The sequence below is a fragment of the Acidovorax sp. MR-S7 genome (genome assembly GCF_000400995.2).
In the GTDB taxonomy this organism is placed as follows: Bacteria; Pseudomonadota; Gammaproteobacteria; order Burkholderiales; family Burkholderiaceae_C; genus MR-S7.
The window spans coordinates 200,027-221,307 of the sequence record NZ_DF238897.1; the positions used below are offsets into that span (position 1 = coordinate 200,027).

General features: G+C 62.0%; 37 protein-coding genes. 11 read left to right on the top strand and 26 right to left on the bottom strand.

The window, feature by feature from the left end; genetic code table 11:
* Positions 1-10: 10 nt before the first annotated feature.
* A complete protein-coding gene (locus AVS7_RS03190) occupies positions 11-232 on the top strand; it encodes a hypothetical protein (protein WP_020227077.1) in 222 nt (73 codons plus the stop codon).
* A 218-nt stretch (positions 233-450) separates the two neighbouring features.
* Here AVS7_RS03190 and AVS7_RS03195 read toward each other — a convergent pair whose 3' ends face one another.
* From AVS7_RS03195 to AVS7_RS03280, 22 genes are all read right to left on the bottom strand, one after another.
* Complete coding sequence (locus tag AVS7_RS03195; protein ID WP_024000861.1) at positions 451-1,482, bottom strand: integrase; 1,032 nt, start codon at positions 1,480-1,482, stop codon at positions 451-453.
* On the bottom strand, positions 1,479-1,694 hold the full coding sequence (locus AVS7_RS23455; RefSeq protein ID WP_024000862.1) for a DUF4224 domain-containing protein: 216 nt from the start codon (positions 1,692-1,694) through the stop codon (positions 1,479-1,481). The genes AVS7_RS03195 and AVS7_RS23455 overlap by 4 nt, the downstream gene beginning before the upstream one ends.
* A gap of 98 nt (positions 1,695-1,792) precedes the next feature.
* Complete coding sequence (locus AVS7_RS24250; RefSeq protein WP_024000863.1) at positions 1,793-2,098, bottom strand: hypothetical protein; 306 nt, start codon at positions 2,096-2,098, stop codon at positions 1,793-1,795.
* A gap of 73 nt (positions 2,099-2,171) precedes the next feature.
* On the bottom strand, positions 2,172-2,336 hold the full coding sequence (locus tag AVS7_RS24820) for a hypothetical protein (RefSeq protein ID WP_020227079.1): 165 nt from the start codon (positions 2,334-2,336) through the stop codon (positions 2,172-2,174).
* A complete protein-coding gene (locus AVS7_RS03200) occupies positions 2,333-2,551 on the bottom strand; it encodes a hypothetical protein (RefSeq protein ID WP_020227080.1) in 219 nt (72 codons plus the stop codon). The genes AVS7_RS24820 and AVS7_RS03200 overlap by 4 nt, the downstream gene beginning before the upstream one ends.
* On the bottom strand, positions 2,538-2,912 hold the full coding sequence (locus AVS7_RS24255; protein ID WP_024000864.1) for a hypothetical protein: 375 nt from the start codon (positions 2,910-2,912) through the stop codon (positions 2,538-2,540). The genes AVS7_RS03200 and AVS7_RS24255 overlap by 14 nt, the downstream gene beginning before the upstream one ends.
* Positions 2,909-3,241, bottom strand: a complete 333-nt coding sequence (locus AVS7_RS03205) for a hypothetical protein (protein WP_020227081.1) — start codon at positions 3,239-3,241, stop codon at positions 2,909-2,911. Before AVS7_RS03205 ends, AVS7_RS24255 begins: the two co-directional genes overlap by 4 nt.
* Positions 3,234-3,512 carry a hypothetical protein gene (locus AVS7_RS03210; RefSeq protein ID WP_024000865.1) on the bottom strand — a complete coding sequence of 93 codons (279 nt, stop codon included), beginning with the start codon at positions 3,510-3,512 and terminating at the stop codon, positions 3,234-3,236. Before AVS7_RS03210 ends, AVS7_RS03205 begins: the two co-directional genes overlap by 8 nt.
* A complete protein-coding gene (locus AVS7_RS03215) occupies positions 3,499-4,959 on the bottom strand; it encodes a hypothetical protein (protein WP_024000866.1) in 1,461 nt (486 codons plus the stop codon). The genes AVS7_RS03210 and AVS7_RS03215 overlap by 14 nt, the downstream gene beginning before the upstream one ends.
* A 133-nt stretch (positions 4,960-5,092) precedes the next feature.
* Complete coding sequence (locus tag AVS7_RS03220) at positions 5,093-5,407, bottom strand: hypothetical protein (RefSeq protein ID WP_020227084.1); 315 nt, start codon at positions 5,405-5,407, stop codon at positions 5,093-5,095.
* A gap of 128 nt (positions 5,408-5,535) precedes the next feature.
* Complete coding sequence (locus AVS7_RS03225; protein WP_020227085.1) at positions 5,536-5,718, bottom strand: hypothetical protein; 183 nt, start codon at positions 5,716-5,718, stop codon at positions 5,536-5,538.
* Positions 5,719-5,989: 271 nt separating this feature from the next.
* Positions 5,990-6,421 carry a hypothetical protein gene (locus AVS7_RS03235; RefSeq protein ID WP_024000867.1) on the bottom strand — a complete coding sequence of 144 codons (432 nt, stop codon included), beginning with the start codon at positions 6,419-6,421 and terminating at the stop codon, positions 5,990-5,992.
* 59 nt (positions 6,422-6,480) lie between these two features.
* Positions 6,481-6,954: a hypothetical protein gene (locus AVS7_RS03240; RefSeq protein ID WP_034689828.1), complete on the bottom strand. Its 474-nt coding sequence runs from the start codon at positions 6,952-6,954 to the stop codon at positions 6,481-6,483.
* Positions 6,951-7,448 carry a siphovirus Gp157 family protein gene (locus AVS7_RS03245; RefSeq protein WP_024000868.1) on the bottom strand — a complete coding sequence of 166 codons (498 nt, stop codon included), beginning with the start codon at positions 7,446-7,448 and terminating at the stop codon, positions 6,951-6,953. The genes AVS7_RS03240 and AVS7_RS03245 overlap by 4 nt, the downstream gene beginning before the upstream one ends.
* 163 nt (positions 7,449-7,611) lie before the next feature.
* The gene (locus tag AVS7_RS03250) at positions 7,612-8,274 is read right to left on the bottom strand and encodes a hypothetical protein (protein WP_020227090.1); all 663 of its coding nucleotides are present in this window, start codon (positions 8,272-8,274) and stop codon (positions 7,612-7,614) included.
* 11 nt (positions 8,275-8,285) lie between these two features.
* Positions 8,286-8,939, bottom strand: a complete 654-nt coding sequence (locus AVS7_RS03255; RefSeq protein ID WP_020227091.1) for an AAA family ATPase — start codon at positions 8,937-8,939, stop codon at positions 8,286-8,288.
* Positions 8,940-9,052: 113 nt separating this feature from the next.
* Positions 9,053-9,193, bottom strand: coding sequence for a hypothetical protein (locus tag AVS7_RS24685; protein ID WP_020227092.1), 141 nt, complete (start codon positions 9,191-9,193; stop codon positions 9,053-9,055).
* Positions 9,190-9,396 (bottom strand): hypothetical protein, encoded by a 207-nt coding sequence (locus AVS7_RS03260; protein ID WP_020227093.1) that lies wholly within the window; start codon positions 9,394-9,396, stop codon positions 9,190-9,192. The genes AVS7_RS24685 and AVS7_RS03260 overlap by 4 nt, the downstream gene beginning before the upstream one ends.
* Complete coding sequence (locus AVS7_RS03265; protein WP_020227094.1) at positions 9,393-9,596, bottom strand: hypothetical protein; 204 nt, start codon at positions 9,594-9,596, stop codon at positions 9,393-9,395. Before AVS7_RS03265 ends, AVS7_RS03260 begins: the two co-directional genes overlap by 4 nt.
* The gene (locus AVS7_RS03270) at positions 9,596-9,778 is read right to left on the bottom strand and encodes a hypothetical protein (protein ID WP_020227095.1); all 183 of its coding nucleotides are present in this window, start codon (positions 9,776-9,778) and stop codon (positions 9,596-9,598) included. The genes AVS7_RS03265 and AVS7_RS03270 overlap by 1 nt, the downstream gene beginning before the upstream one ends.
* Positions 9,779-10,980: 1,202 nt before the next feature.
* Positions 10,981-11,229, bottom strand: coding sequence for a hypothetical protein (locus AVS7_RS03275; RefSeq protein ID WP_020227096.1), 249 nt, complete (start codon positions 11,227-11,229; stop codon positions 10,981-10,983).
* A 204-nt stretch (positions 11,230-11,433) separates the two neighbouring features.
* Positions 11,434-12,003: an HNH endonuclease gene (locus tag AVS7_RS03280; protein ID WP_020227097.1), complete on the bottom strand. Its 570-nt coding sequence runs from the start codon at positions 12,001-12,003 to the stop codon at positions 11,434-11,436.
* Positions 12,004-12,340: 337 nt separating this feature from the next.
* On the opposite strand from AVS7_RS03280, the gene AVS7_RS03285 reads away from it, so the two are divergent.
* Both AVS7_RS03285 and AVS7_RS03290 read left to right on the top strand, forming a co-directional pair.
* Positions 12,341-13,420, top strand: a complete 1,080-nt coding sequence (locus tag AVS7_RS03285) for a RelA/SpoT domain-containing protein (protein WP_049696831.1) — start codon at positions 12,341-12,343, stop codon at positions 13,418-13,420.
* A gap of 48 nt (positions 13,421-13,468) precedes the next feature.
* Positions 13,469-13,708 carry a hypothetical protein gene (locus AVS7_RS03290; protein WP_020227099.1) on the top strand — a complete coding sequence of 80 codons (240 nt, stop codon included), beginning with the start codon at positions 13,469-13,471 and terminating at the stop codon, positions 13,706-13,708.
* A gap of 42 nt (positions 13,709-13,750) precedes the next feature.
* Here the strand turns inward: AVS7_RS03290 and AVS7_RS03295 are convergent, their stop codons facing one another.
* The 4 genes from AVS7_RS03295 to AVS7_RS03310 all read right to left on the bottom strand — a co-directional run bounded on the left by AVS7_RS03295 (position 13,751) and on the right by AVS7_RS03310 (position 16,338).
* Positions 13,751-14,083, bottom strand: coding sequence for a hypothetical protein (locus tag AVS7_RS03295; protein WP_020227100.1), 333 nt, complete (start codon positions 14,081-14,083; stop codon positions 13,751-13,753).
* Positions 14,084-14,093: 10 nt separating this feature from the next.
* Positions 14,094-14,396 (bottom strand): hypothetical protein, encoded by a 303-nt coding sequence (locus tag AVS7_RS03300; RefSeq protein WP_020227101.1) that lies wholly within the window; start codon positions 14,394-14,396, stop codon positions 14,094-14,096.
* Between the two features lie 481 nt (positions 14,397-14,877).
* Positions 14,878-15,471, bottom strand: coding sequence for a hypothetical protein (locus tag AVS7_RS03305; protein ID WP_024000870.1), 594 nt, complete (start codon positions 15,469-15,471; stop codon positions 14,878-14,880).
* Between the two features lie 156 nt (positions 15,472-15,627).
* The gene (locus AVS7_RS03310) at positions 15,628-16,338 is read right to left on the bottom strand and encodes a LexA family transcriptional regulator (protein WP_020227103.1); all 711 of its coding nucleotides are present in this window, start codon (positions 16,336-16,338) and stop codon (positions 15,628-15,630) included.
* A 73-nt stretch (positions 16,339-16,411) separates the two neighbouring features.
* Between AVS7_RS03310 and AVS7_RS03315 the strand changes: the two genes are divergently transcribed.
* Genes AVS7_RS03315 through AVS7_RS03350 form a run of 8 tightly spaced genes read left to right on the top strand, consistent with a single transcriptional unit; the run spans position 16,412 to position 21,148 of the window.
* Complete coding sequence (locus tag AVS7_RS03315) at positions 16,412-16,624, top strand: helix-turn-helix transcriptional regulator (protein WP_020227104.1); 213 nt, start codon at positions 16,412-16,414, stop codon at positions 16,622-16,624.
* Positions 16,625-16,651: 27 nt separating this feature from the next.
* On the top strand, positions 16,652-16,885 hold the full coding sequence (locus AVS7_RS03320; protein ID WP_020227105.1) for a hypothetical protein: 234 nt from the start codon (positions 16,652-16,654) through the stop codon (positions 16,883-16,885).
* 23 nt (positions 16,886-16,908) lie between these two features.
* The gene (locus AVS7_RS03325) at positions 16,909-17,103 is read left to right on the top strand and encodes a hypothetical protein (protein WP_020227106.1); all 195 of its coding nucleotides are present in this window, start codon (positions 16,909-16,911) and stop codon (positions 17,101-17,103) included.
* A gap of 35 nt (positions 17,104-17,138) precedes the next feature.
* Entirely contained in the window at positions 17,139-17,411 is a 273-nt protein-coding gene (locus AVS7_RS03330; protein ID WP_020227107.1) for a hypothetical protein, read from the top strand.
* An 8-nt stretch (positions 17,412-17,419) separates the two neighbouring features.
* Positions 17,420-18,247 carry a hypothetical protein gene (locus AVS7_RS03335; protein ID WP_020227108.1) on the top strand — a complete coding sequence of 276 codons (828 nt, stop codon included), beginning with the start codon at positions 17,420-17,422 and terminating at the stop codon, positions 18,245-18,247.
* Positions 18,244-18,777 (top strand): HNH endonuclease signature motif containing protein, encoded by a 534-nt coding sequence (locus AVS7_RS03340; RefSeq protein WP_020227109.1) that lies wholly within the window; start codon positions 18,244-18,246, stop codon positions 18,775-18,777. Before AVS7_RS03335 ends, AVS7_RS03340 begins: the two co-directional genes overlap by 4 nt.
* Positions 18,774-20,264: a DEAD/DEAH box helicase gene (locus tag AVS7_RS03345; protein ID WP_024000872.1), complete on the top strand. Its 1,491-nt coding sequence runs from the start codon at positions 18,774-18,776 to the stop codon at positions 20,262-20,264. The genes AVS7_RS03340 and AVS7_RS03345 overlap by 4 nt, the downstream gene beginning before the upstream one ends.
* Positions 20,261-21,148: a toprim domain-containing protein gene (locus AVS7_RS03350; RefSeq protein WP_020227111.1), complete on the top strand. Its 888-nt coding sequence runs from the start codon at positions 20,261-20,263 to the stop codon at positions 21,146-21,148. The genes AVS7_RS03345 and AVS7_RS03350 overlap by 4 nt, the downstream gene beginning before the upstream one ends.
* Positions 21,149-21,281 lie beyond the last annotated feature (133 nt).

The following is a 21,281-nucleotide window of genomic DNA, read 5'->3' on the forward strand; positions in this document are numbered from 1 at the left end:
AGTTAACGCCATGGCCACCACCACCTACCACGCGCCCACCTTCGATCCCACCGTGGACGAGATCGAGACGCTCAAGCAGCTCGAAATGGGGCAGTCCCTCAGCGTGCCCGACGCGCTCAAGCACCACTTGTCCGGCCGCCTGCTCGACTGGGGCTACATCGGCAAGACGCCCAGCGGCCAGTTCAGCATCACCGAGACGGGGCGCCAGCTCATCCGGCGCCAGAACAACTAGGACGTATTGCGCGCGGACAAAGAAAAGGCCGCCTCTGCATGCGCAGAGGCGGCCTTGCCGTGTCTGGTGCCCGGGGCCGGAATCGAACCGGCACGCCTTGCGGCGGGGGATTTTGAGTCCCGCGAGGAATTGAGGTTTCATGCGGGTTTGCGGCTGATGTGTTCCTGGGGTTATGGGCTGTTACCCCAGAGAGAAAGGCGACAAAACCGGAACGCTTTTTAGGCCGTGGGTTTGAGCTTGCGCACGCCACCGTAATGCCGCTCCGTCAGCCGCTTGTCGGAGTGCTGCAGCAGCTCGGCCGCCTCCTCCAGACTCCCCGCTTTCTGGGCTGCACGCTTGCGCATATCACGCAGGTACAAAGCTCGGATCGCCTCGGCCAATTCCTTCTCTCCCCGACCGTCTGCCTTCTGAGCCGCAATGGCCCTGGCAGTGTCCCAGCCGTAGCGCAATGCTGCCTGGGTAACGGGGCGGCCATTAGGCAGGGACAGGAGCATCAGGTGCGGTGCGCCTAGGGCCTTGCGCCGCTCCACCAGTCCAGGCAGGACCTGGGACAGGTTCAAGTCCCATTCGGCCTCCTTGCCCGTCTTGCTGGCCTCCAGCGTCAAGATGGACCCGCGCGGCATCAGCACGGTGATGCAGTCGGTCAGCCGCATTCCTGTTGCGGAACCAAGATCCATACAGTCCTTGATGTGCTGCGCTGCCTCTGCGTAGATGGCTGAATACACGGCATCCTGCACCTTCACCTTGCGCGCGTTTTCCTTGTTCTTCCAGCGGCTGCGCTCCATACCGGCAGCGGGCCATGGCTCAGAGACAAGCCCCTCGCCGCGCGCCCAGTTCCAAATGACGGACAGCAGGGCCATTTCCCGGTTTCCCTGAGTTTTGGCTGTGCGCTTGCGGAGGTAGGCTTTGATCGTCGGCAGATCTACCTGGTCCCATGTCGCTTCCGCGAAAGCTGGGCGCATCATGCGCAAACTCTTGGTGTACCCGCGCCTTGTCTCCGCGCTCTTGTACGTAGGGAGCACTTCTGTTTCCCACCGCGCGAACGCCTCTTCTAGGGTCCCGGCAATCAAGGGCTCGGCAGTGCCTCGCGCGTTGATTTCCTCCCACTTGGCAATGGCTCGGGCGTGGTCCGTGCCGAGAGCTATTTCCCCACGGCCTTCTGCCGTCGCATCGTAGAAGTAGTACACCACGACCTTGCCGTTCTTGCGGCGGCGCGTCCTGGCGCGAAGTCGTGGGTATTGGCCTGTCATCTGACTGCTCCTAGATTGACGCCGCGCGACGGGGCGAAGACCTGCCCAGCCAGCCAGGCGCGGGCGTGGGCGCGAGACAGCAGGATACGCCTGCCAAGTCGCTTATGTGGGATGCCCGCTTGCTTTAAGAAGGCTTCTTGCTGGTCGGTGGTGCTGGCTCCCGCAAGTTTGCGGATGTCCTTCGGATCAAGGAATTCGCCTTCGGTGCTCATAGCGTCCTCCAAAAAGAAAGCCGCCCGAAGGCGGCTGGTTGATCGTTGTCTGGCCACGGCTGGCGGGGCTGGGTTGTTTTGACTGACGCGCTTCCCGGTCAGGGGCTGGCGGCTGATTTGCGCTGGCGTTCCTGAGTCATCAATTCGTCAATCGCGTCGCGCAGCGTTTTTGCTGATGCGCCTGTGTCAGAGCGCCCGTCCTCGACATCGATCATCAAGGGGCCATTTGGGCCGTTACGGTATCGCATGATGCTGATGGCCCCCGATGCTTCCAACCAGTCAATGCGGGCTGTGTCGGCTGTACCTTGTTGCTCGCACCGCCATTGCTTGAACCCGAGAGCATCGCGTTCTTCTGCTGGCAGTGCCTTGAAGTGGGCGTAGTTTGAGAGTGGTTCGGGGGTCATGGCCTTGCCTCCGGTGTGCCGTCAAAGTCGGGGATGGGGTCGCGTCGGCCCCTGCGCGTGCGGGCGCGCCGGCTCATGGCTTGCCATCCTTCGCGCACTTGTACGTCGCCGCACCTACATAAAACCCGCCGAGTCTGTCGCACTCTCTTGCCACCGATTCGTGCGCGGCGGCCCAACCAAGGAGCGCCCCTAAGAATACGGCAGCGAACGCCGTGAATAGGACTTCGATGAAGCTCATGGCTTGCCCTCCAGCCGCGCACGGCCTGCGGTGATTGCCTCGTCAGTCCGCTCAATCGGGCGCGTTTGGGCGCGGTGGTACTCCAGCGCCTCCACCAGTTGCAGAATCAGCGCGTCGTCTTGCTTGCGGAATTCGGCTTCGATGGCGCGGGCGAAGTGGAATGGGTCGCGGCTTTTCAGCCGCAGTAGGTTGATTTCAGGGTCACTCAGCGCCATGCTGGCCTCCTTTGATGCGCAACGTCTTGCCGCAGCAGTGGCAAAAGTTCATGTGGTTTTCCTTTGGGCCGCCATCATCAAATCGCCACGACTGCCCACACTCTGTGTCCCAGAAGCTGTCGTCGGCGTTGTGCGTCCACTCGCAGGTCAGCGGCACCGCCCCGGCCTGCGCCTGGGTGGGCTGTGGGGCGCGTCGGTTCCAAGCGGCCAGCACTTCAAATGCCGGAGACATATCAGCACCCGAGTTTTTGAACTTGCGATGCAGAATGAAGTAGCAGTCATCGGCATGCGCGTCGTGTCTGGCGTCGCCTCCGCAAAACGGACACGGGAGCATGTGGGGCCAGTCTGTCGGCTCAGTCATGGCATCTGCTCCCCTATGGCTGCGGCTGCGCGGACGATGGCGCGGCGATAGGAGGCTTCGGCCTCAGTTGCACAGAAGTGGGGGCCATCGGTCCTGCGGTAGGCCTCAACAGTCCGAAAACCCCGCTGCTCATTCCATTCGAGGTCAATGCGCAGGGCAGCGGCCAACCGCAGCGCATCGCCGTCGTCAGCGAGCGGGTGCCAGTACCCGCGCTGGCAGTTCGCCGGGAAACCGAGCGAAGGGTTCATGTCGCCTGAGAAATCAACCCAGTCGAACCCCGCCGCCTTCGCCGCCATCTCCAGCATCCGCTTGTGGTCTGCGTCAGCCATTGCCGTTCTCCTTCTTGATGCCGTGGGCGGCGGCTTCGATGTCTCGGGCAAACTCGATGTCCGTGACGCCAATGGGCGCGGCGTGGTAGCGCGGCTTTTCCCTCCAGATCGCGTCGATCTGCCCATCCGTCAGCGGATCGGTCACGGTGCTCCCACCGAACTCCGCGCGCTTGCGCCAGTAGCACACATCACACAGATCGGGATCGCTTCCGTCCCGGCCATGGCTGTGATGGTTGATGGCGAAGCTGCCGCAGCGGCTACAGCGTTCCATCTTGGGCTCCCTTCTTGATGCCGATGCCGTGGGCGATCAGCGCTCCCCGGTTCGCGTCGATCAACGTGCGAAGCGTGTCCATGTCGCTGGTGTCGCTGACGATGCCGAGGTATGCGCGCAGCCACGGTCCCGCGCATCGGCGCAGCACCCATTCCAGGCGCTCGGCGTCGGGCCGTAGCTCATCGACCAGCCGCCCAAGCGTGGCGCAGGACGATTCCAGGACCGCGATTTCGGCCTTGAGTGCATCGCGTTCGCTGCGTGCTTGATCGCGCGCCGCGCAGAGCCTGCGCAGCTCTTGGCTGTCTCTGTTGTGCTGCTGCAAGAGGCCATCCGTCAGCGACTCCACTACAGCCGGTGGCGTGGGGTGCTCATAGAGAGCAACCGCCCCTTCATCGGTTTCCGCGCAATCCGTCCAACCGAACGGCTCTGCGCGAAAGTAGCCGAAGGGTTCTTGATCCGCAGCCGGTGGCGTGGGCTGGGCGCGCGCAGCTTGCCACGCCTTCCACATTGCTGAGGTGGGCGTGGCGACAGGCACGTACCCATCCACGCCGTAGGTGCCCACAATCGCAAGCATGTTCCTTCCTTTGGGCAGTTTCCTCAGAGCTTCATCGGACAAATCCGACCCAAGGTCGAAGTAACCTCCTCCCCCAATGTCGAGGTATGCGACAGCCTCACGCGGCCCCGCTACAGCGGCAGGCTTTTCCAGCAACAGCATCGCATGCTGGAGCAGTAGCTCGGCGCTGTAGTCGTTGCTTGCGATCTTGGCCTTGATTTCAGCCAGGGTGTAGGGCTGCTGGATGCGGGTTACGGCGGCAGGCGCCGCCAGTTGCTTCAGTGCTCGGCGGTGCAGCTTGTCTTGGATTTCAGCGGGCGAGTCGCGGAGGAAATCGATCCAAGGCATCTCGCGGCAATCTTGCGCTTCCCCGTCGTCCATGTACGCGAGGGCTCCGGCGTGAGCCACGCACAGCATCCGGCGTAGGGAGCGGTTCTCTACGTCCAAAGCGGCAGGCGCTGCCTGTGCTTCTGATGGCTCATAGAGGGGTACCGCACTCCAACGAGTTGAGTCTCCATTTGATTCGTGTTGATCGTTCCAGTGCAAAGACTTGCTGCCACAATTTTTAATGTCGTAGACCGCCCATGCGGTCGGCTCCTTAGCAGTCACTGGCTCTGCCTTGGGAGCGGCTGCGAGTTGGGCATCCACGCATGCGTTCCAACCGTTTTCAAAAGCGGCCTGCGTAGTCCCTATGGAATCGGTCACAGGGATATGCCGCACTGCCGGCACTGCTGCTGCGGTGGTGAGGGCTGCTTGTTCCAGCGCCTCAATGGCAGGAGCCAGCAAACCCTGCGCCATGCGCTTGGTTTGTGCTGTGTCACGCACTTCGCCGCCCATCATGTTGGCGTACAGGTGACGCAGTTGCGCCAGGGCGGCATTGGTATTGGTGGTCATGGTGTTCCCTATGCGTCTGCCGGGCGCTCTCCGCACCACAGCTTGTGATCTTCGATAGCTTCGAGCGGATGAAAGACATGCCCGCACCAGAAGCATTTGAGGGGTCGGTAGTTATCCATTGCTCCCTCCCTCATCAGCACTGGCGGGGACGCAGGGGCTCCACGCCGCCTGCGCCTATGGCCTCCAGTTGTGCTTCCAACTCCACAATCCGCTTGCAGCGGTTTTCGCGCAGCATTGCGCCAAGCTCCTGCACTCTGGCTTGAAGGCTGTCGATTTCAAGCCGCGCGGCGTCGTAGCCCTGCTGCAGCGCGGTGTTCTCAGCGTGCAGGCGGCGCAGTTCGCGCCCTGCGTCGCCAATGTCATTGATCGACGGGATTGCGTGCAACTCCACGCAGTCAGCGAATTCGATTGCCAGCCGCAGCGCTTCTGGTTGTGTGTTGTCTGTCATGTCTGCTGCTCCAATGCCCAGTTAATGATTTCCTGCTCTCGCTCGCACGCCCTGCAGGAACTCCACTTGCTGCTCGTCCTGCAGGGCGCGGCGCTTCCATTACTTTAGGGTGGGTTCGCGGGGTTCGCTCACTGCCGCCCCCGGTACTGCAGCTCCTTGCCCTCGTACCGCCCGCGCATGGTGCTGTTCAGGTGCGGGATGGATGCGTAGTCGCGCAGAGTGATGCGCTCTTTCTCGCGCTGGGCTTCCCATTTGGTTCGCGGTACGTGGTTGGCAAGGGCGAAGCCTGCGGGGGTTTTAGGTTTGGTCATATGTGCGTCCATGACTCTCTGCTCATGATCTTTTCGATGCTGCGCTCGTGCACACCGAATTGGCGGGCGAGCGCAGCGTTGGATAGGTTTTCGCGGATGTGCTTGAGCAAGCTCTCGCGCTGCCGCTTGGCTGATCGGATGGCTACAACGTCCAGGTCTAGTAGCTTCGAGTGCGGGAGGTCTTGGCCGCGCGCGCAGAACTCGGTCCTGCGCTGCTCCCATTCGTCCCGGTGCAGGTTGTGTTTTGAGCCGCGCCCCATAGTTGTGCGGGTCAGGGGTTGACGTTTTGCGCAATGGCTTCGGCCCAGGGCGTCCCAGACTCCGCCAACTCGGCCACGCGCCAGCGGCCCAGCGCGGTCATGGTTGGGTGCGTGTGTAGGCAGCAGTCAGCGGCGATTTCGAATGAATCTGCCGCCCTCATGCAGATTGGGCACTGCATGGGCTGCGCGCCAGAACCAGCCTTGCCGCAACAATCGGCGGCCGAGGCTTCATCGCCATACGTTTCCTGACAGGCGGGGCACTGGTACTCGGTAAACACCTCGGGCAGGCAGCATGTCTCTGCTTCGAAATAAGCGTCGTGGCTGGTATTGCAATTGCCGCAGGTGTAAACCTTTTTCGCGCCGCCTGGTGCGGCAGGCCGGAAGACATTCGGGCCAATGGAATTCATCGCCACAAGGCGCGTGAAGAAGTCAGCGGATGCCATGGGGGACTCCATAAAAAAAGCCCGCTGGTGCGGGCTGGTTGGTTGATGGGCCTTACTGGCTAGGCTTGCGAGCGGACGCGCTCCAGGCGGGCGTAGACAGTCTCAAGCGCGCGCGTCATCTGCCAAGGGGTGCAGTTGCGCAGGCATTCGTCGTGAAAATCCAGCGCATCGGGCATGTGCTTGAGGGCGAAGGCATCCACCCCGAATCTGCCTGAACGCCGGTAGCGCTGGCCTATCTCGTACATTGCCATCTGCGCATGCTCCATCACGTCTACGGCAGCAGGGCCGAAGCCCTCCGCCATCACCTTTGTGACGTTCACGGCCATGACCAGTGCGTCGTAGTCCGCAGTAGTGGCATCGCCGGTTTGCAGTCTGTGCCATGCCATCCGCGCTTCGTTCGACAGGACAGCAAACTCGTGCTCGCTGAAATTGGAGCTTCGACCGATGGCGATGAGGCCGCCGTCTGACCTCTTGCGGTACTTGGCGGGCTCTGGCTTCTGCCGGGCAGCGGCCCGGCGCATGGCTCGGTTCATGTGATCGTCAGCCGGTCCCTGCGCACGATGCTTGCGCCTGCAACAGCTTCCCCGGCCTTGATGGCTGCTTTGATTTTTGTCTTGCTGGGCGTTGGCGGCTTGGGGTCGTTGCACAGATCCGCAGGGAATGTCGCGCCTTCCTCCAACTCCACCGACTCATCGCGGCCAAGGTGCAGCTTTGCGCCAAACAGGCCAAGATCGTGCTTCACTTCGGTGATGCCCGTCGCCTTCATGCAGTCTGCCACGTAGTCCTTGAAGCGGTTCAGGCGCTTTTCGCGGGCGTCTATCTTCGCCAGCATGTCCTTCACCATGGCCTTGGCGCTTTCGAGCGTTGCGCCTTCTTCTTTCACGTATGCCACACAAGCCACTGCTTTCGATTGGAAAAGCTCGCGGCTATCGGAGTAGCTCTCAATGATTTCCCCGGTATCGGGGTCGATCTGGTTCACGGACTCGCGCACTTGCTGGGCGAGGTCGAAAAGTGTCAGAGAGGTCATTTGCGTCCCCATGAAAGAAGAAGGCCAGCTACTGCGGCGGTGCTGGCCTTGGGTTGTTGATTCAGTGAGCGGCGTTTGGCGATGTACTTTGCGTGCGCCCTGGCTCTTGCAGCTTTGCCCTCGGGCGTGAGGGCGTAGGTGCGATAGTCGCGGACTGGCATGGTTAGAAGGGGATGTCGTCATCCATGTCATCGAAGCCGCTGCCGGGTGCGCCGGGCCGCGTTGCTTGGCGGTCTGCCGCGCTGGCTGGTGCAGGCCCTGCGCGCTTTTTCAGCGGGCGATCCGTGAGCATCGCCATCACTGCCGCCAGCTTTTCCGGCTTCGTCTTGCGGTCGAGGATTTCGCCTGCGGTGAACTCGTCCGCAGCCCGGAAGGGCGCCAGCATCTCCAGGCGCCAGCCGGTTTCCCCGGTGTATTGGCCGTCGCGCATCTTCTCGTACTCGGTCTTTTGCAGCACGAGGCCGATGGGCTTGCCGACAAGTTCCGGGAACACCTCTGCCTGCACGGTTTCGCGCTGCTGGGTGTCCCAGTTATAGCGCTCCACCTTGCCCGGCGCAGGAGCGATGCCGCGCAGACTCATGCAGGCCATGATGGCGTTGATGGCCTTGAAGCCGCCCAGGTGCTTGTTGCTTGCGTCCATCGTCCAGATGTCAAAACGGGTGGACTGGCCGGCGCATTCAAACGTGAAGCCGATGCCATGGGTGCCCTTGTTCTTGGACACGAGCTTTTCGGCGCGGGTGAACTGGCCGATGTACTTCCCGGTTTCGGTCAGGTAGGAGCCGATGGAATCGGCCTCGCGTGCGGATTGGGCGTCAAGTTGGTACATGGTTGGTGCTTTCAGGCTTCGGTGGTGGAGAGTTGATAGAAATCTGCGATGGCGGCGTCAACGGCGGCCAGGTCATTCGGTATGGTCAAGTCGGAGAACAGGTCAACGGGCGACTTCACGCAGTCCTGGCCGTTGGTCTGCGTGCGAAACAGGTACTGCCCATTGATGACTTCGGTACGCAGGACGATGGTGAAGTAGCCCTCGGGCACCAGGGTTTGATCCACCATCTTTCCAACGGTCTTCATGCGGACGTTGCCGAAGTCATCGGTTTGTGTGTGCGCCAGGATGTAGACGCGGCGGTGCTCTGCTAGCGCGCCAGCGGCTTGAAAGATGTTCCAGGCTCCCTTGGCAATGTCCGTGAACTTGTCGTAGCCCTTCTCGCTGCTGCGCGCCAGCAGCTCATTGACCAGCACCGCCTGGTAGTCGTCGATCACCACAATTTCATGGGGCGACTGGCGCATCAGGCGCTCGATCAGGGCGGGGTCGCTGGTCTGGATGACGTTGCCGTCCGCCTTGAGCGACAGTCTGGTTTTCCAGCCACTAGAACGGAAGGGCAGGGGCTTTTTGATGCACTGGATCAGCAGCGTCTTTGTGGGGTCGAGATTGCGCAGGCTGGTGGACTTGCCCGAGCCACTGGCGCCGAGAATCAGGGTTGCAATGCTCATGTCGGTGCTCCTTGGTGGTTGCTTGGTGGTGGACTTGGTCGGATTCGATCTGTGCGCAGGACATGGCTTCGTCCCACGACTCTTGAAGCATTGGGTGGGTGTTCATGGTGTCCTCAATAGAGCCAGTACGCAGCTGCGAGGCTTGCTGCAAAGCCAGCAGATGCAAAGCACCCGACAAGCGCGAGGGCGTACAGCACAAGGGATTCAAGGGGAGTGAGGGTGATGTCCTCGGGGGATTCGGTGGGGGTGGTCATTGCTTGGCTTCCAGCGGCTCAACGTCGTTAGGGTGGAAGTTGCCGCGCCACGTCTCACCCGCGACAACGAGGTACTGGCCGTGAGCACGCAGCAGCTTTCCTTGCAGCCCGTCAAACCAAGTTCCCGCACCCTTGCGGATGGAGACTTGATCGCCCACCTTCACGGTCAGCCCGTAGGTCTTGCGGATGTAGACCATGCTCATCGCCGCGCCTCCGCAAACTGCTCCAGCCACTCCCGCCGCGCTTGCTCACGCGCATCCAGTGGGGCGGCGATTGCCTCCGCTGCAACTGCTGCGTCTACCTCGGTAGCGCTCTGCCCGTCAAGGAACGCAGGAAGGATCAGCAGGATCAGGATCGCTCCAAGGGCTAAAAGGCCCGTCTTGATGTTCTCGATAGGTGGCATCACGCTTCCTCCAGTTCGTCGGGATGATCGGGATCGCGCGGATCAGGATGAGCCCTGCGCGTGCGTTCGTATGCGGCATCGCGCCGCGCTTCTTCGCGGGCTAGGTGGTCGTAGTCGTCGGGGATCGGGCGAAACATGCGGTTCAAGATCGCGCGATGGGTGGCGTTGACTTGCTCATTCATGGGGTTCTCCATGCGTGAAAAAGCCCGCGAAGTGGCGGGCCAAGGGAAGAAAAAAGCCCAGCGCAGTGGCTGGGCTAAACCCCCGTGGGGGGGCGAGGGGTAAAGGGTTGATGGTGGCCGGTTGCTTGTCCGGCTTGCTTCCGCGTGTTGTGGGGCCGATCCCCGCATGCGCCCGCCAAGGTTGATGCGCATGTCGTTTGGCTGGGGGTTGCCTGTTTCCCGGTTTTTGATGGAAGGCCGGAACCTTCTTTGCCGTGGTCGGTGTCCCGATGTGGCCGCTTCCAGTCCCCTAGACACTGCGCATCGCAACTGCGCATTCACCATCATTGAGTCGTCCTGGTGCTGAGCCCCAGGTCTTGAAAAACCGCGCGTCGCGTCTTGTGCTTCGCTTCGCTCTACGGCCAGCCGACAGCCCGGCCAATTCCGACTCAATGATGGCCCCAGCCTTTAACGACGCTGGGATGGTCATTCCTCAAGGTAGAGCGGTTTACATGGCATCCTCCGTGCAGTTGTCCCGGTGCGTTCTGGCGGCACAGGTTTCGCCGTTGCAGATGGTGCTGGTTACGCATCCAGCGACGGCGTTTCGCCCCGTCCGTTCTCCTGCTTTCGCAGTTACTTCGCGCCAGCTATCCGGCTGGTCGGTGAGGGCCCTGAGCATCACGCCCAGGTGGCTTGCCCTGTCTATAGGAAGACAGGTATGGGGTTAGCGGCGCCGGGCCTTGTGTTTCTTCACGCGGCGCAACTTCATTGCGGCGCGGTGGGTGGCTTTGTGTGCGCCGGGTGCTCGGCGGTTCGCTGTCCCTGACACTTTCTCGGCAGCGCGCGGCGGAACAAGAGCGGGTGACGACGAATCGCGAACAACTTCTGCAGCGCCAGTCACTGCAATTGATGCCATCGCAGCGACTGCGGCAAGCAAAGACGAACGGGAACTTCTCATTCTCTTCTCCTAGTGTGTTGAATTGGGGGGGGATTGCTTTGAAGGGCGGGCAGGACGGCCAGTCCCCGCTATGACACTGTCTGACGTGCCTCACAAGCCACGTCCCCGCGCTTGCGCGCCGCCTGGGCATGGTCTAGCTGTCTTCCCGAGGTCGCTAGCCCTCGCGTGTTCGGCTGTGTTGCGACCCCGTGTTTCGCTCTCGCGATACTTTGTCGCCGCCGCCCATCAAAGCAATCCAGCCCCCGGCACTGCCGGGGAGTGGGGGTTACTGGGTGGCCTTGGCAGCGCGCCGGGCCTTTGCCAACTCTTGCGAGACGATCTTCGGAAACTTCTTGTTCCGCGCTGCATCGGCCGCTGAGTCGGTCATGAGGCCACTGAGCAACATATCCGTGATGCCGACGTTGAGCCGATCAAGCCATGCCGCACGGTCCGCAGGCAGCTCCGGGAATTGCTCGGCGAAAGGGCGGGCTGCCCAGCCTTGCTCGAAAGTCTCCGGCGTGTGCTTTGCTTCCATGTCTCTCTCCTTGGTTGAATGCCAAAACCCTGACCCGCAAGGCTTTGGCTTTGCCCCTGTTGCCAAGGGCCTGCAGGCATCTCCCCGCGTGCTGCGGGCTCCTGCTGCCGGACTGGCTCCGGCTTTGCTGATGACTATCAGTGCCCTGTAACCCGGCTTGTTGCGTCCACCTGAGCGCCCGCCTGGGCTTGGCAGCTTCCTGTTTCAGATCGTGCAGCCTGGATGCAGCCTGCGCTTTTCCTCCAGATAGGCTTGGTGCGCCTCGTTGGCGTCGTCAAATAAACCTAGATAGATGTTCTTCGAGCCATTCCAAATCATTGCCCTCCAGCGGCCTGCTTGTCGATGCCAGGAGACGCCTAATGGCGCTGGGCGCGAGCGCTTCGGCATGGATGACCGAAGGTTTTGCTGGTTGAAGCTGCGTGGCACATCTCTGAGATTGACTATGCGGTTGTCATCCCGAACCCCGTTGATGTGGTCAATCTCGTGCCGAGGCCACGAGCCGTGCTCATAGAGCCACGCAAGCCTGTGCGCTTGGTATCTCTGGCCGTCAATCTCCATCAACACATAGCCCTGGTTATTCACGTGCCCGGCGACTTCCCCAAGCGTGCGTTTGGCCATCCCTCTACGGACGGCAATGCGAATGAAAAGCCCGGTGGCTGGCTCGTACTTCATGACCTCTCTCAAGCGTTCTGCTGTCAGCATTTGATCCTCCAAATCCAAGCAGTCATTGGCGGCCGCTTGGATTTGCCCCCCCCTGATGAGGGCTTGCAGCACGTCCTTGGCTATTCAATACCCCGGTGGCTTGGCGACCCCAGGGCGTGTGCTGCGGCGGGGAGTTCCCCGCTCCGTCTTTCTCCAGGCTGGTGAGGCCCGGCGCCCGCAGGTGTTGGTTCGTGCGGCGCGCTGTCTTTTGATCTGCCGACAAAGAGGGGCAGGACGCTTCTGAGGCGTCGTTCATCCATAGCGGGTTTAAAGATGCGGTGTCGGGCTGCGCCGATCCGCTTGCCCCGTCGATGCACTGGTGTGCTGTCGATGGGTGAATTATGCACTTATGCATAGCCATGTCAATGCACTTTTGCATTGTCTTCGTGAAATTACCTACACTCCCCCCATGCCCACCACTCAAGAGATGGAAAAGCGACCCGCCCGAGCCTGGATATGCGCTGACGGCCTAGTGCACAATCGGCGCACCATGTCAGACGGTTTCGTGAAGCCAGGGGCAAGCAGCAAGGTAGAGATTCGCCGTGCTGGCGATGCCATTGCCGCCGGGACGGCCACGCAGCGAGATGAAGAGATCGTTCAGGAATGGCGGGACTGCCATGCCTATGTCCTGAACACGTTCCAGAACACACTGCGCAGGTGGATCAGGGATGAGCCCTATGTCATGGTGCAGCGCCTCAAGCGCTTGCGCACGGTGCGGGACAAGCTCGCCACGGGCCGCGCGGCCAATGTTTCTTCCATGCACGACCTGGCGGGCTGCCGCATCATCTTCCCGGATGTTCGGGCATTGACCCAATTTCGGGAGGTGTTCCATGCAGGTACGCGCTCATCGCATGAATACGCCAGTAGCGGGAAGTACGACTACTTGGCCAACCCGAAGTCAACGGGGTATCGCGGCTTTCATGACGTGTTCAAGTACCACGTTGCCAATGCGCCGGGCAATGCCTGGAATGGGCTGCGCGTAGAAATCCAGTACCGCACCAACGCCCAGCATGCATGGGCCACGGCAGTTGAGATTTCGGATTTGATCGACAACGCTAGGGTGAAGTTCGACCGTGGCACGAATCAGGATCGGGAGCGGCTATTCGTCCTTGCCAGTGAATACATCGCCCGCAACAGTGAGAGCATGTTTGGTGCCGCGCCAGATTTGACAGATGCTCAAGTGGAGGGCGAGTTGATGGATTTGGAGCATCGGCTCGGGGTGTTGGCAAGGCTGCGCGCTCTGAGTGCTGGCGCGGTGGGTGTGCCGAACAACAAGAACTTGGTTCTGATGTTCGATAACAACCAACTTGCGATTGAGCCGTTCAAGTCGTCCAAGCAGGCCATGACTCGGCGCAACCAGATCGAAATCGACAAGCCGGACGTTGACGTGGTGTACATCCGGGCCGAGAAGCCGAACGAGGTTGCGAACGCTTTCCGTAACTACTTTCGTGATGCACGCGGGTTCCTAGACCTTCTTCCCCGGTTCTGATTGCCAAAAAACCGCTACGGTGGGCGGCTGTAGAGCTACAGTGCGGCCATGAATCAGACCGACGTAGTGCTCAAGATCGTGGAGATGGCGAAGGTAGGCGGGGCGCTGCCGCCAGAAAGCGCCATCGCGCATGTCGCGGCTCTCATCGCTGAGTTGGATGTGCACTCAGACAGCTACGAGCGGGACATGGAGCGCCTGGTGAAGATCGGGGCGACGATCTGGGACTTGCACAGCGGTCCGGGCGGGGCCTACGACCCGACGTGGATACCGACGTTCATCCGTCCATGAAAAAGCCCGCTCGGGGCGGGCTTGGGTGGGACTTTGGGAGGGTTACGCCGCTTTGCGCATTTCTTCTTCGCAGCCAGCATCTGCCTCTGGCCGGCTTTCCTCAGGGCGCATCTGAGAGGCTCTTTCTCTGAGCATGCTTTTCAACTCGCAGTCCACCCACCGGGTGAGCACCTGACGAATCAGGGGCTGATAGCCGAGGCCATTGAGTTTTGCCAATGCCTTGAGGTTTTCCAGCAAGTCTTTTTGCAGGCGAATGGAGATGGGTTGCAGCTCCAGTGCGTCATCCAGCGCAGCCGACAGTTCAGCCGGAGCGACGGCTACATGGGCCTCGTCCATTCCCACGCTGTCATAGTCGATCTGGCGGTCTTCATTCATGAGTTTTCTCCTAGGTCAGTAAGCTTGCGTACTTGGTATAAATTCTTTCGACCTCCGGGGCAGCAGGGTAGGCGCTCTTGATGTCCACAATCTTGGATGCCGGATCACAGATGAACACAACTTTCAACTTCCTTCCGTAATCTGTCTCCGAGACAAACCACTGCGTCGGCACCGGCGTCTGATGTTCCGGCCTTGTGTCCGTCAGGAACACGCGATCCCTGTTGGCGAAGCATTGAATGATCTCTTGCTCGGTAACGTTGTGATCAGTCCGAGCCAACTTCTGGCGCGTTGCTGGGGAGAGGAACATCCGCATAGGAAGAATTGTATATACAGAGCGCTACGCAGCGCGTAAGTTCCGTGCCACAAGCGGGGTAGGACAACTACGTAGGCGCAGCGCTCCCACCCAGCACAAAATCAGCCGTTACCCACCTCATGTCCCTTGGGCTTCTTGTCTAGCTCGGCCAGGGTGTCGCCGTCGCTGATGCCGACGACCAGGCAGAGGAGGGCGGCAGAGAGCATGGCGCGAAGTATGCGCTACCAAGACAAAGGGGCGCCGAAGCGCCCCTGGATTTCAGAGAAGAGAGCTTGTCATCGCCGTTCTTCCTGGCTGGTCAACGCTTTCGCGGGCCAGACTCGCAGCCCCTTTCGGGAACGTCTCGATTCTACGAAAGATGGAGTGCCTTGGCAAGCGCCGCCTTAACCAGCATGAGGTCTGGCGTTGCAAGTCAGAACCGGCGGTTGATCCCGGCTTGACGCATGATCCCAGGGCCACCAGCGCGGCGCCACAGCGAACGCTACTCTGGAAGTTTGCTGGAGAGCTCTTCCAGAGCCCGTGGGGTTAACTCATCGGTTCCGAGCGGGAGGCTCTTGGCCTTGAGTTGCGCGCTTTTGAATGCGATCGCATTCAGGTCTGTAATCGAGATACTGACGTTTACCGGGGCAGGCGCTCCCGAGCGGTCGTATGACTCAACACAAACGGCTTCGCCTAGCAGGGCCGGGAAAACAACAGCGGCATCCGAAGGGCGCGCGGGCGAGCGGAGCAGGGTGCCGTAGGGATTGCCGTTGCGTTCGTCCAGATCCCGAAGAGCGACATGGACAGTCCGGCCATTTCCGTGCATATCGAACCCAGCTTGCCAGTTCTCGTTGGTGACGGCCAAGTCGCGTTGCAGGGACCACGCGCGGATTGAAGCATCGCTCGCACCGTCGCTTTCAGCAAAAATGAAGAGCATTACGCCCCCAGCAATGGGAATGGTGCCAGTGTCAATGATGCTGCAAGCTACCGCGCGCTGACTGCCAGAGAAAGCTGCTGTGGCGCTAATATTGACCAGCTCGGCATTGGAAGAAAGTGTGGACAGCACTAGGACTGATGCTGCAACGATAGATTTCATGGTCGCTCCTGTGGTTGTTGCAGCATGTTACTTTGCAACGCTTACGCCTGCCTTTATGGAATCCCTAGTTGCGCGCCTCTCGCCTAGAGCTGCTCGCTTCGCCACACTGTCAACACCTTGCCCAAGATCTCAAAGTGAGGAGGGCGGCGGTCAGCATCAAGCCCTACTCAAGCCACCCAGCGAGGCATCCACCACGACCCCGCACCACGTGTCGCCGGGCTGCATGGGCAGGTACTTGAGTTCCTTCGGCCAATCGGGGTTGATGGCCTCCAGGTACGGGTGGCCGTCGATCATGACGTACTTTTTGAATGTGGCTTGATCGGTCCCATTCCTGCGAACGATCACGAAGTCCCCCGGCTGGGGGTCTGCCGGGGCCTTGACATGCAGCACCATCCCCTCGGCAAAGCTGACGCGCGCACCCGGCACTTCCATGGACTTGCCCCTGACACGCAGCATGTAGCCGCACTCGCCCAGGTTCTTCGTTGACGGTAGCCAGTCCTCGGCATCGCCGGGGGCGAAGTTGTCGCACAGCTCAGTCCACATACCGGCTTGTACCTCGGAGATCAGGGGATACGGGCCACGGATGGCGGGGCCTTCGGAGACGTTGCTTTCTTCACTGGGGCCGGCCAGCAGCCCCAAGCGCGCCAGCTCGGCGCGCGCCTTGTCGGCGTCGAAAAACGCGGCCACGTCCACCTGCAGGAAGTCAGCCAACGGCTGCAAGGTGGCGCGCCGTGGCTCATTGACCTTCCGTTCCAGGTAGCGGTGCACCGTGGACTGGAGAGACGGATTTCCGCTCTTGGCGCCAAGGGCATGGGGGTTCAGGCCGCGCGCGTCCATTACCGCCTTCAAAAAGGTTCTTCCGTCCATGGCTGGACTATGCATTAACGCGTAATGCAAAAATGCCTTGCTTTCTATGCAGTTGTGCATAGAATGTGGAGGCATGCAAAGCATTTCAGAAATCCTCCGCGGCTTGCGCGAGACGCTCTCGCAGTCGGAGATCGCCCGCCGCACCGGCATCAGCCAGTCGAAGCTGTCTCGTTGGGAGTCCGGTGAGATTGCTGCTGGCGCTGACGACGCGCTCAAGTTGCTGGCGCTGGCCAAGCACCCCACCCCCAAGAAGCAAGCCCCCCAGGGGCACAAAGCGGCTGCCTAAGCCCGCACCACCAAGGGAGACCACTACATGTACGCCGATCCGAAGCGCATCCGTCGCAACCGCGTCCCCGTCTATCTGGACACCTACGTCTACGAGCGCTTGGTGCGCCTCGTGGAAATGACCGGGGGCGAAACGTCCGTGGTCAGCCGCGGCGCCCTGGAGCGCGGCCTGGATGTGATCGAGCAGGAATTGCATGGGGGCCAGTGTCTCCACGCCTCGACGCAAAAGCGAGACGTACTTCAAGGCCATGTGTGCGCCTGAGCAGCACCTTTTCAGGCACTCGCATGTCCTCGACGCCCCCGCACCAATGGCCGCACACGTGCGAGCCCACCGACGAGCAGCTGAAGCAAGCCCAGCGCATCGCGCGCAAGACAGGCCAGACCGTAGAGCAGGTACTGGCCGAAGCCATCAAGCGCGGCACGTCTGCCCAGTTCGCTGACGTGCTGGCCGGCCGCGCGCCGATCGCCAAGCCGCACTGACTTTTTCAAGCACTCAAAAACACCGGAAGCACGCCATGACGCCTTGGACCGACGACGAAATCAAGCGCTTCCTGGCGCGCGCCGGCCTGTTCGCGCGCCGCGGCCTGACCCATACCGATGCCGAGGCCCTGGCCGAGAAGTGCCTGAACCGTGACCGCGACATCGGCGCCCGCGACATGCGCGCCTGCATCGAGTGCAAGCACCTGCAGGGCGGCGGCCGCTGCGCGCTGACCCGCAAGGACGCACTGCCCAAAACCATGTTCCAGCGCTGCCACGGCTTCGAGTGGCAAGTGCCCCGCGCTGCGTGAGGATTCCCATGAGCAACCAACTGATCAAGTACGAAGCGGCCTGCCGCGCGCTGGCCGAGTGCAAGGCCGTGGACGAGGTGAAGGCATGGGCGGACAAGGCCGCGGCCATGCAGGCCTATGGAAAGATGGCTAAGGACAAGACGCTGGAGGTGACCGCAGCCGAGATTCGCATTCGTGCCGAGCGTCGCCTGGGCGAGATGCTTGCTCAGCAAAAGTCCGATGGCGGCTTGAGCAAGGGCGCAGCCGGTGCTGGCGTGAATCAACACACACCAAAAGAGGTGCGGTCGTCGGCAGCGACCGCACCAAAACTCGCTGACGCCGGCATCAGCAAAGACTTGTCCAGCCGTGCGCAGAAGCTGGCTGCTGTGCCAGAAGCCGAGTTCGAGGCCGAGGTGGCGCAGTGGAAGGATCGTGTGAGCGCAGAGGGTGCGCGCGTGTCCGCCCGGCTGGAGAAGAAGGGCGCGCAGCGCATCAAGGAAGCCGAGAAGCTGCACGTCGTGGCTCCCACCGGCGACGTGATCACCGAAGCTGACCTACACGAGGACCCGGCCGACCTGCTGGAAGAACTGCAGCGCGACAACGAGGAGCTGCAAAAGCAAATCGCCATCCTGACGGCCGACGACACCAAGGCCGAGCTGCACAAGATGATCCTGCAGCGCGACCACGCTGTGCGCCAGCAGTCCGAGGCCATGGATAAGGCTGCCCTCAACCAGAAGTTCGCACGTCGCCTGGGCAACCAGGTGAAGGAGTGCTGCGACATCCTGGGCGTGGACGACCCGCGTTATCTCGTCTCGACGTTGCGCAAGCTGGTGGCGCAGCAGAAGGAGGCCGCATGACCACCGAGATGACGGCCTCCAGGGTGAGGGCGCTTTTTGCTTATGACTGCGCAAGCGGCTTGCTTCGCTGGAACGTCCGGCCTGCTTCGGACTTTTCGTCAGCCCGGGTCGCGAAGATTTGGAACGCCCGCTTTGCCGGACGCATTGCGGGCTCCACCGACGTTCACGGCTATCGCGAAATCAGCGTGGACAACCGTGCATTCAAGGCGCATCGGCTGGCCTGGCTGTGGGTGACTGGGGATTGGCCCTGCGGCGACATTGACCATTTGGACGGCAATCGTCTCAACAACCAATTCTCCAACCTGCGCGACGTTGCGCGCCGCGTGAACTGCGAGAACCGCCGGAGTGTCCGCTCCGACAGCGGAACTGGGCTTCTAGGCGCCCATTTCCACAAGGCAAGCCAACTGTTCCACGCCTGCATCAAGGCGCAGGGCACGAAACACAGTCTTGGCTACTTCAAGACCGCAGAGGCCGCGCATGCAGCTTACGTGAACGCCAAGCGCCAACTGCACGAGGGCTGCACGATATGAACATAGATCTCCGCCCCTATCAGCAGCAGGCGTTTGATCGCGCTCGGCAGGCCATCCGCGACGGCGCGAAGCGCGTGCTGATCGTGGCCCCCACAGGTGGGGGCAAGACCGTCTTGGCCTCCGCTTTGATGGCGATGACTCAGGCCAAAGGCAATCGCGCGAGCTTCGTTGTCGACAGACTGTCCTTGATCCAACAAACAAGCGACACGTTCGACCGTTATCAAATTGACCACGGAGTGATCCAGGGCGGACACCTGCGCTGGGCGCCTGAGCTGCCGATCCAACTGTGCAGCGTGCAGACCCTGGGCCGCCGCCGCTGGCCCGAAACCGCCGTGGACGTGTTCGACGAGGCCCACGTGCTGCACACGACCCATAAGGCCCGCATGGAAGAAAAGTCTTCCATCGTGATCGGCCTGACGGCGACCCCGTTCACCCGCGGCCTGGGCAAGTGGTTCGACGTGGTGATCAACGTGACCACCACCCGCGCGCTGATCGAACAGGGCTGGCTGAGCCCGTACCGCATCTTTTCCTGCGCTGAGCCCGACATGGCCGGCGTGACGGTGAAGTCCACCGGCGAGTGGGACGAAAAAGAGGCCAGCGGCAAGGCGCTGGAGGTCGTTGGCGACGTGGTGGCCGAGTACCTGAAGCACGGCCAGGGGCGCAAGTTCATTTGCTCAGCCGTGGACACGGCGCACGTGGAAGAACTGCAGCGCCAGTTCCTGGCCGCCGGCATCAACGCGGCCACCTACACCTACAAGGACAGCGAGGAAGACCGCGCCGACACCACCAACGAGTTCAAGAAGCCCGACAGCGCCATCCGCGGCCTGATCACCGTGACGGCTGCGTCGCGCGGCTTCGATGTGCCCGACGTGTCGTGCGTGATCATGGCCCGTCCGCTGCGCAAGAGCCTAGCCGAGCACATCCAGCTGTTCGGCCGCGGCCTGCGCATCAGCCCGGAGACCGGCAAGACCGACTGTCTGGTGCTGGACCACAGCGGCAACTGCGCGCGGTTCTTCGAGGAATGCGAGACGTTCTTCGACTTCGGCGCGGGAGAGCTGGACGACGGCAAGAAGCGCGACAAGCCCAAGCCGAAGGAAAAGAAGGATCTGGAGCCGGTCAAGTGCCCCGAGTGCCGTGCGCTGCACAAGCCACTGCCGGCCTGCCCGTGCTGCGGCCATGAGTATCCGCGCAAGGTTGCCGTGGCGCACGTGCCGGGCACGCTCAAGGAGCTGATCGCCGGCGGCTACCGCAAGGAGCTGACGGACCGCCTGTGGCCGGAAATCTGCGGCTTCGCCCACGCGTCCAAGCCCGCCGAGCCCGAGGCCGCGCGCAAGCTGGCGCTGGCGCTGTTCAAGGATATGACAGGTGGGTGGCCCGCGGCCAGCTACGAGAACACCGAGCGTCGCGCCCCGACGATGGAGGTGATCAACAAGATCAAGGCGCTGCGCATCCGCTTTGCGCGTGGCCGCGCGAGGGCTGCAGCATGATCGGCTTCGAGCAGGCCATGCAGGCCTCGGGCCTGATCCCTGGCGTTGTCATCGCTGATGGCAAGTGGCGCCGGTGCAAGACCGAGGACAAGCCGCGAAAGCGCAATGGCGCGTACGTACTGCACCCGGACGGCCGCGGCTACTGGCGCAACTGGGCCACCGACCACGATGTGAATTCCTGGCGCGATGGCTCCTCGGAAATCCGCCTGCCCACGCCCGCTGAGCTTGCTGAGCGCGAGCGGCGCAAGCAGCAGGAGCGCGCGGCGCGCATGTCCGCTATTCGAGGTGCCCGCGCCGCATGGGAGGCGGCCGAGCCACTGCGCGGCCTGCACCCCTATGTCGAGCGCAAGGGCCTGTCTGCCGTGGGCTGCGCAGGCCTGCGCCGCATGGGCGAGGCCATGGTGATCCCCGTCATGTGGAGTGGGCGCGTCATCAGCCTGCAGGCCATCTACCCGGACGGCCAAAAACGATTCTGGAAGGGCGCGCCAGTCAAGGGCGGCTCCTACACCCTGCAGCGCCCTGGCAGCGCCGTGACAGCGGTTTGCGAGGGCTTCGCCACGGGCCTTGCCATCTTCCAAGCCGTGCGCCACGCCAGCGTGATCGTGGCGTTCGACGCCGGCAACCTGCTGCACGTGGTCAACCACCTGCGCCCGAAGGGCAACGTGGTGATCTGCGCCGACGACGACCACGGCACGCAGGCGCGCCGCGGCTTCAACCCGGGCCGCGAGAAGGCCGAGAACGCGGCCGAGCTGATCGGCGCCGGCGTGGCCTGGCCCGAAGGCATCGAAGGCACGGACTTCGCGGACGCCCTCCTCGAATTTGGCCAGGGCGGCCACAAGCGGATCGAGCGACAGATTCTGGCGAAGGCGCGCTATGTGACGTGACCTAGCCAAGACGCCGCTCCCACGTCGAGAAACAAGGTAACCGGGCCTGCATGGGCTGACAGGAGCAAGAACACGGTGGAAGCCGCCCATCACAACGCGGTTACCGGGGGCGCAGGTGCAATTCCAGCTTCCC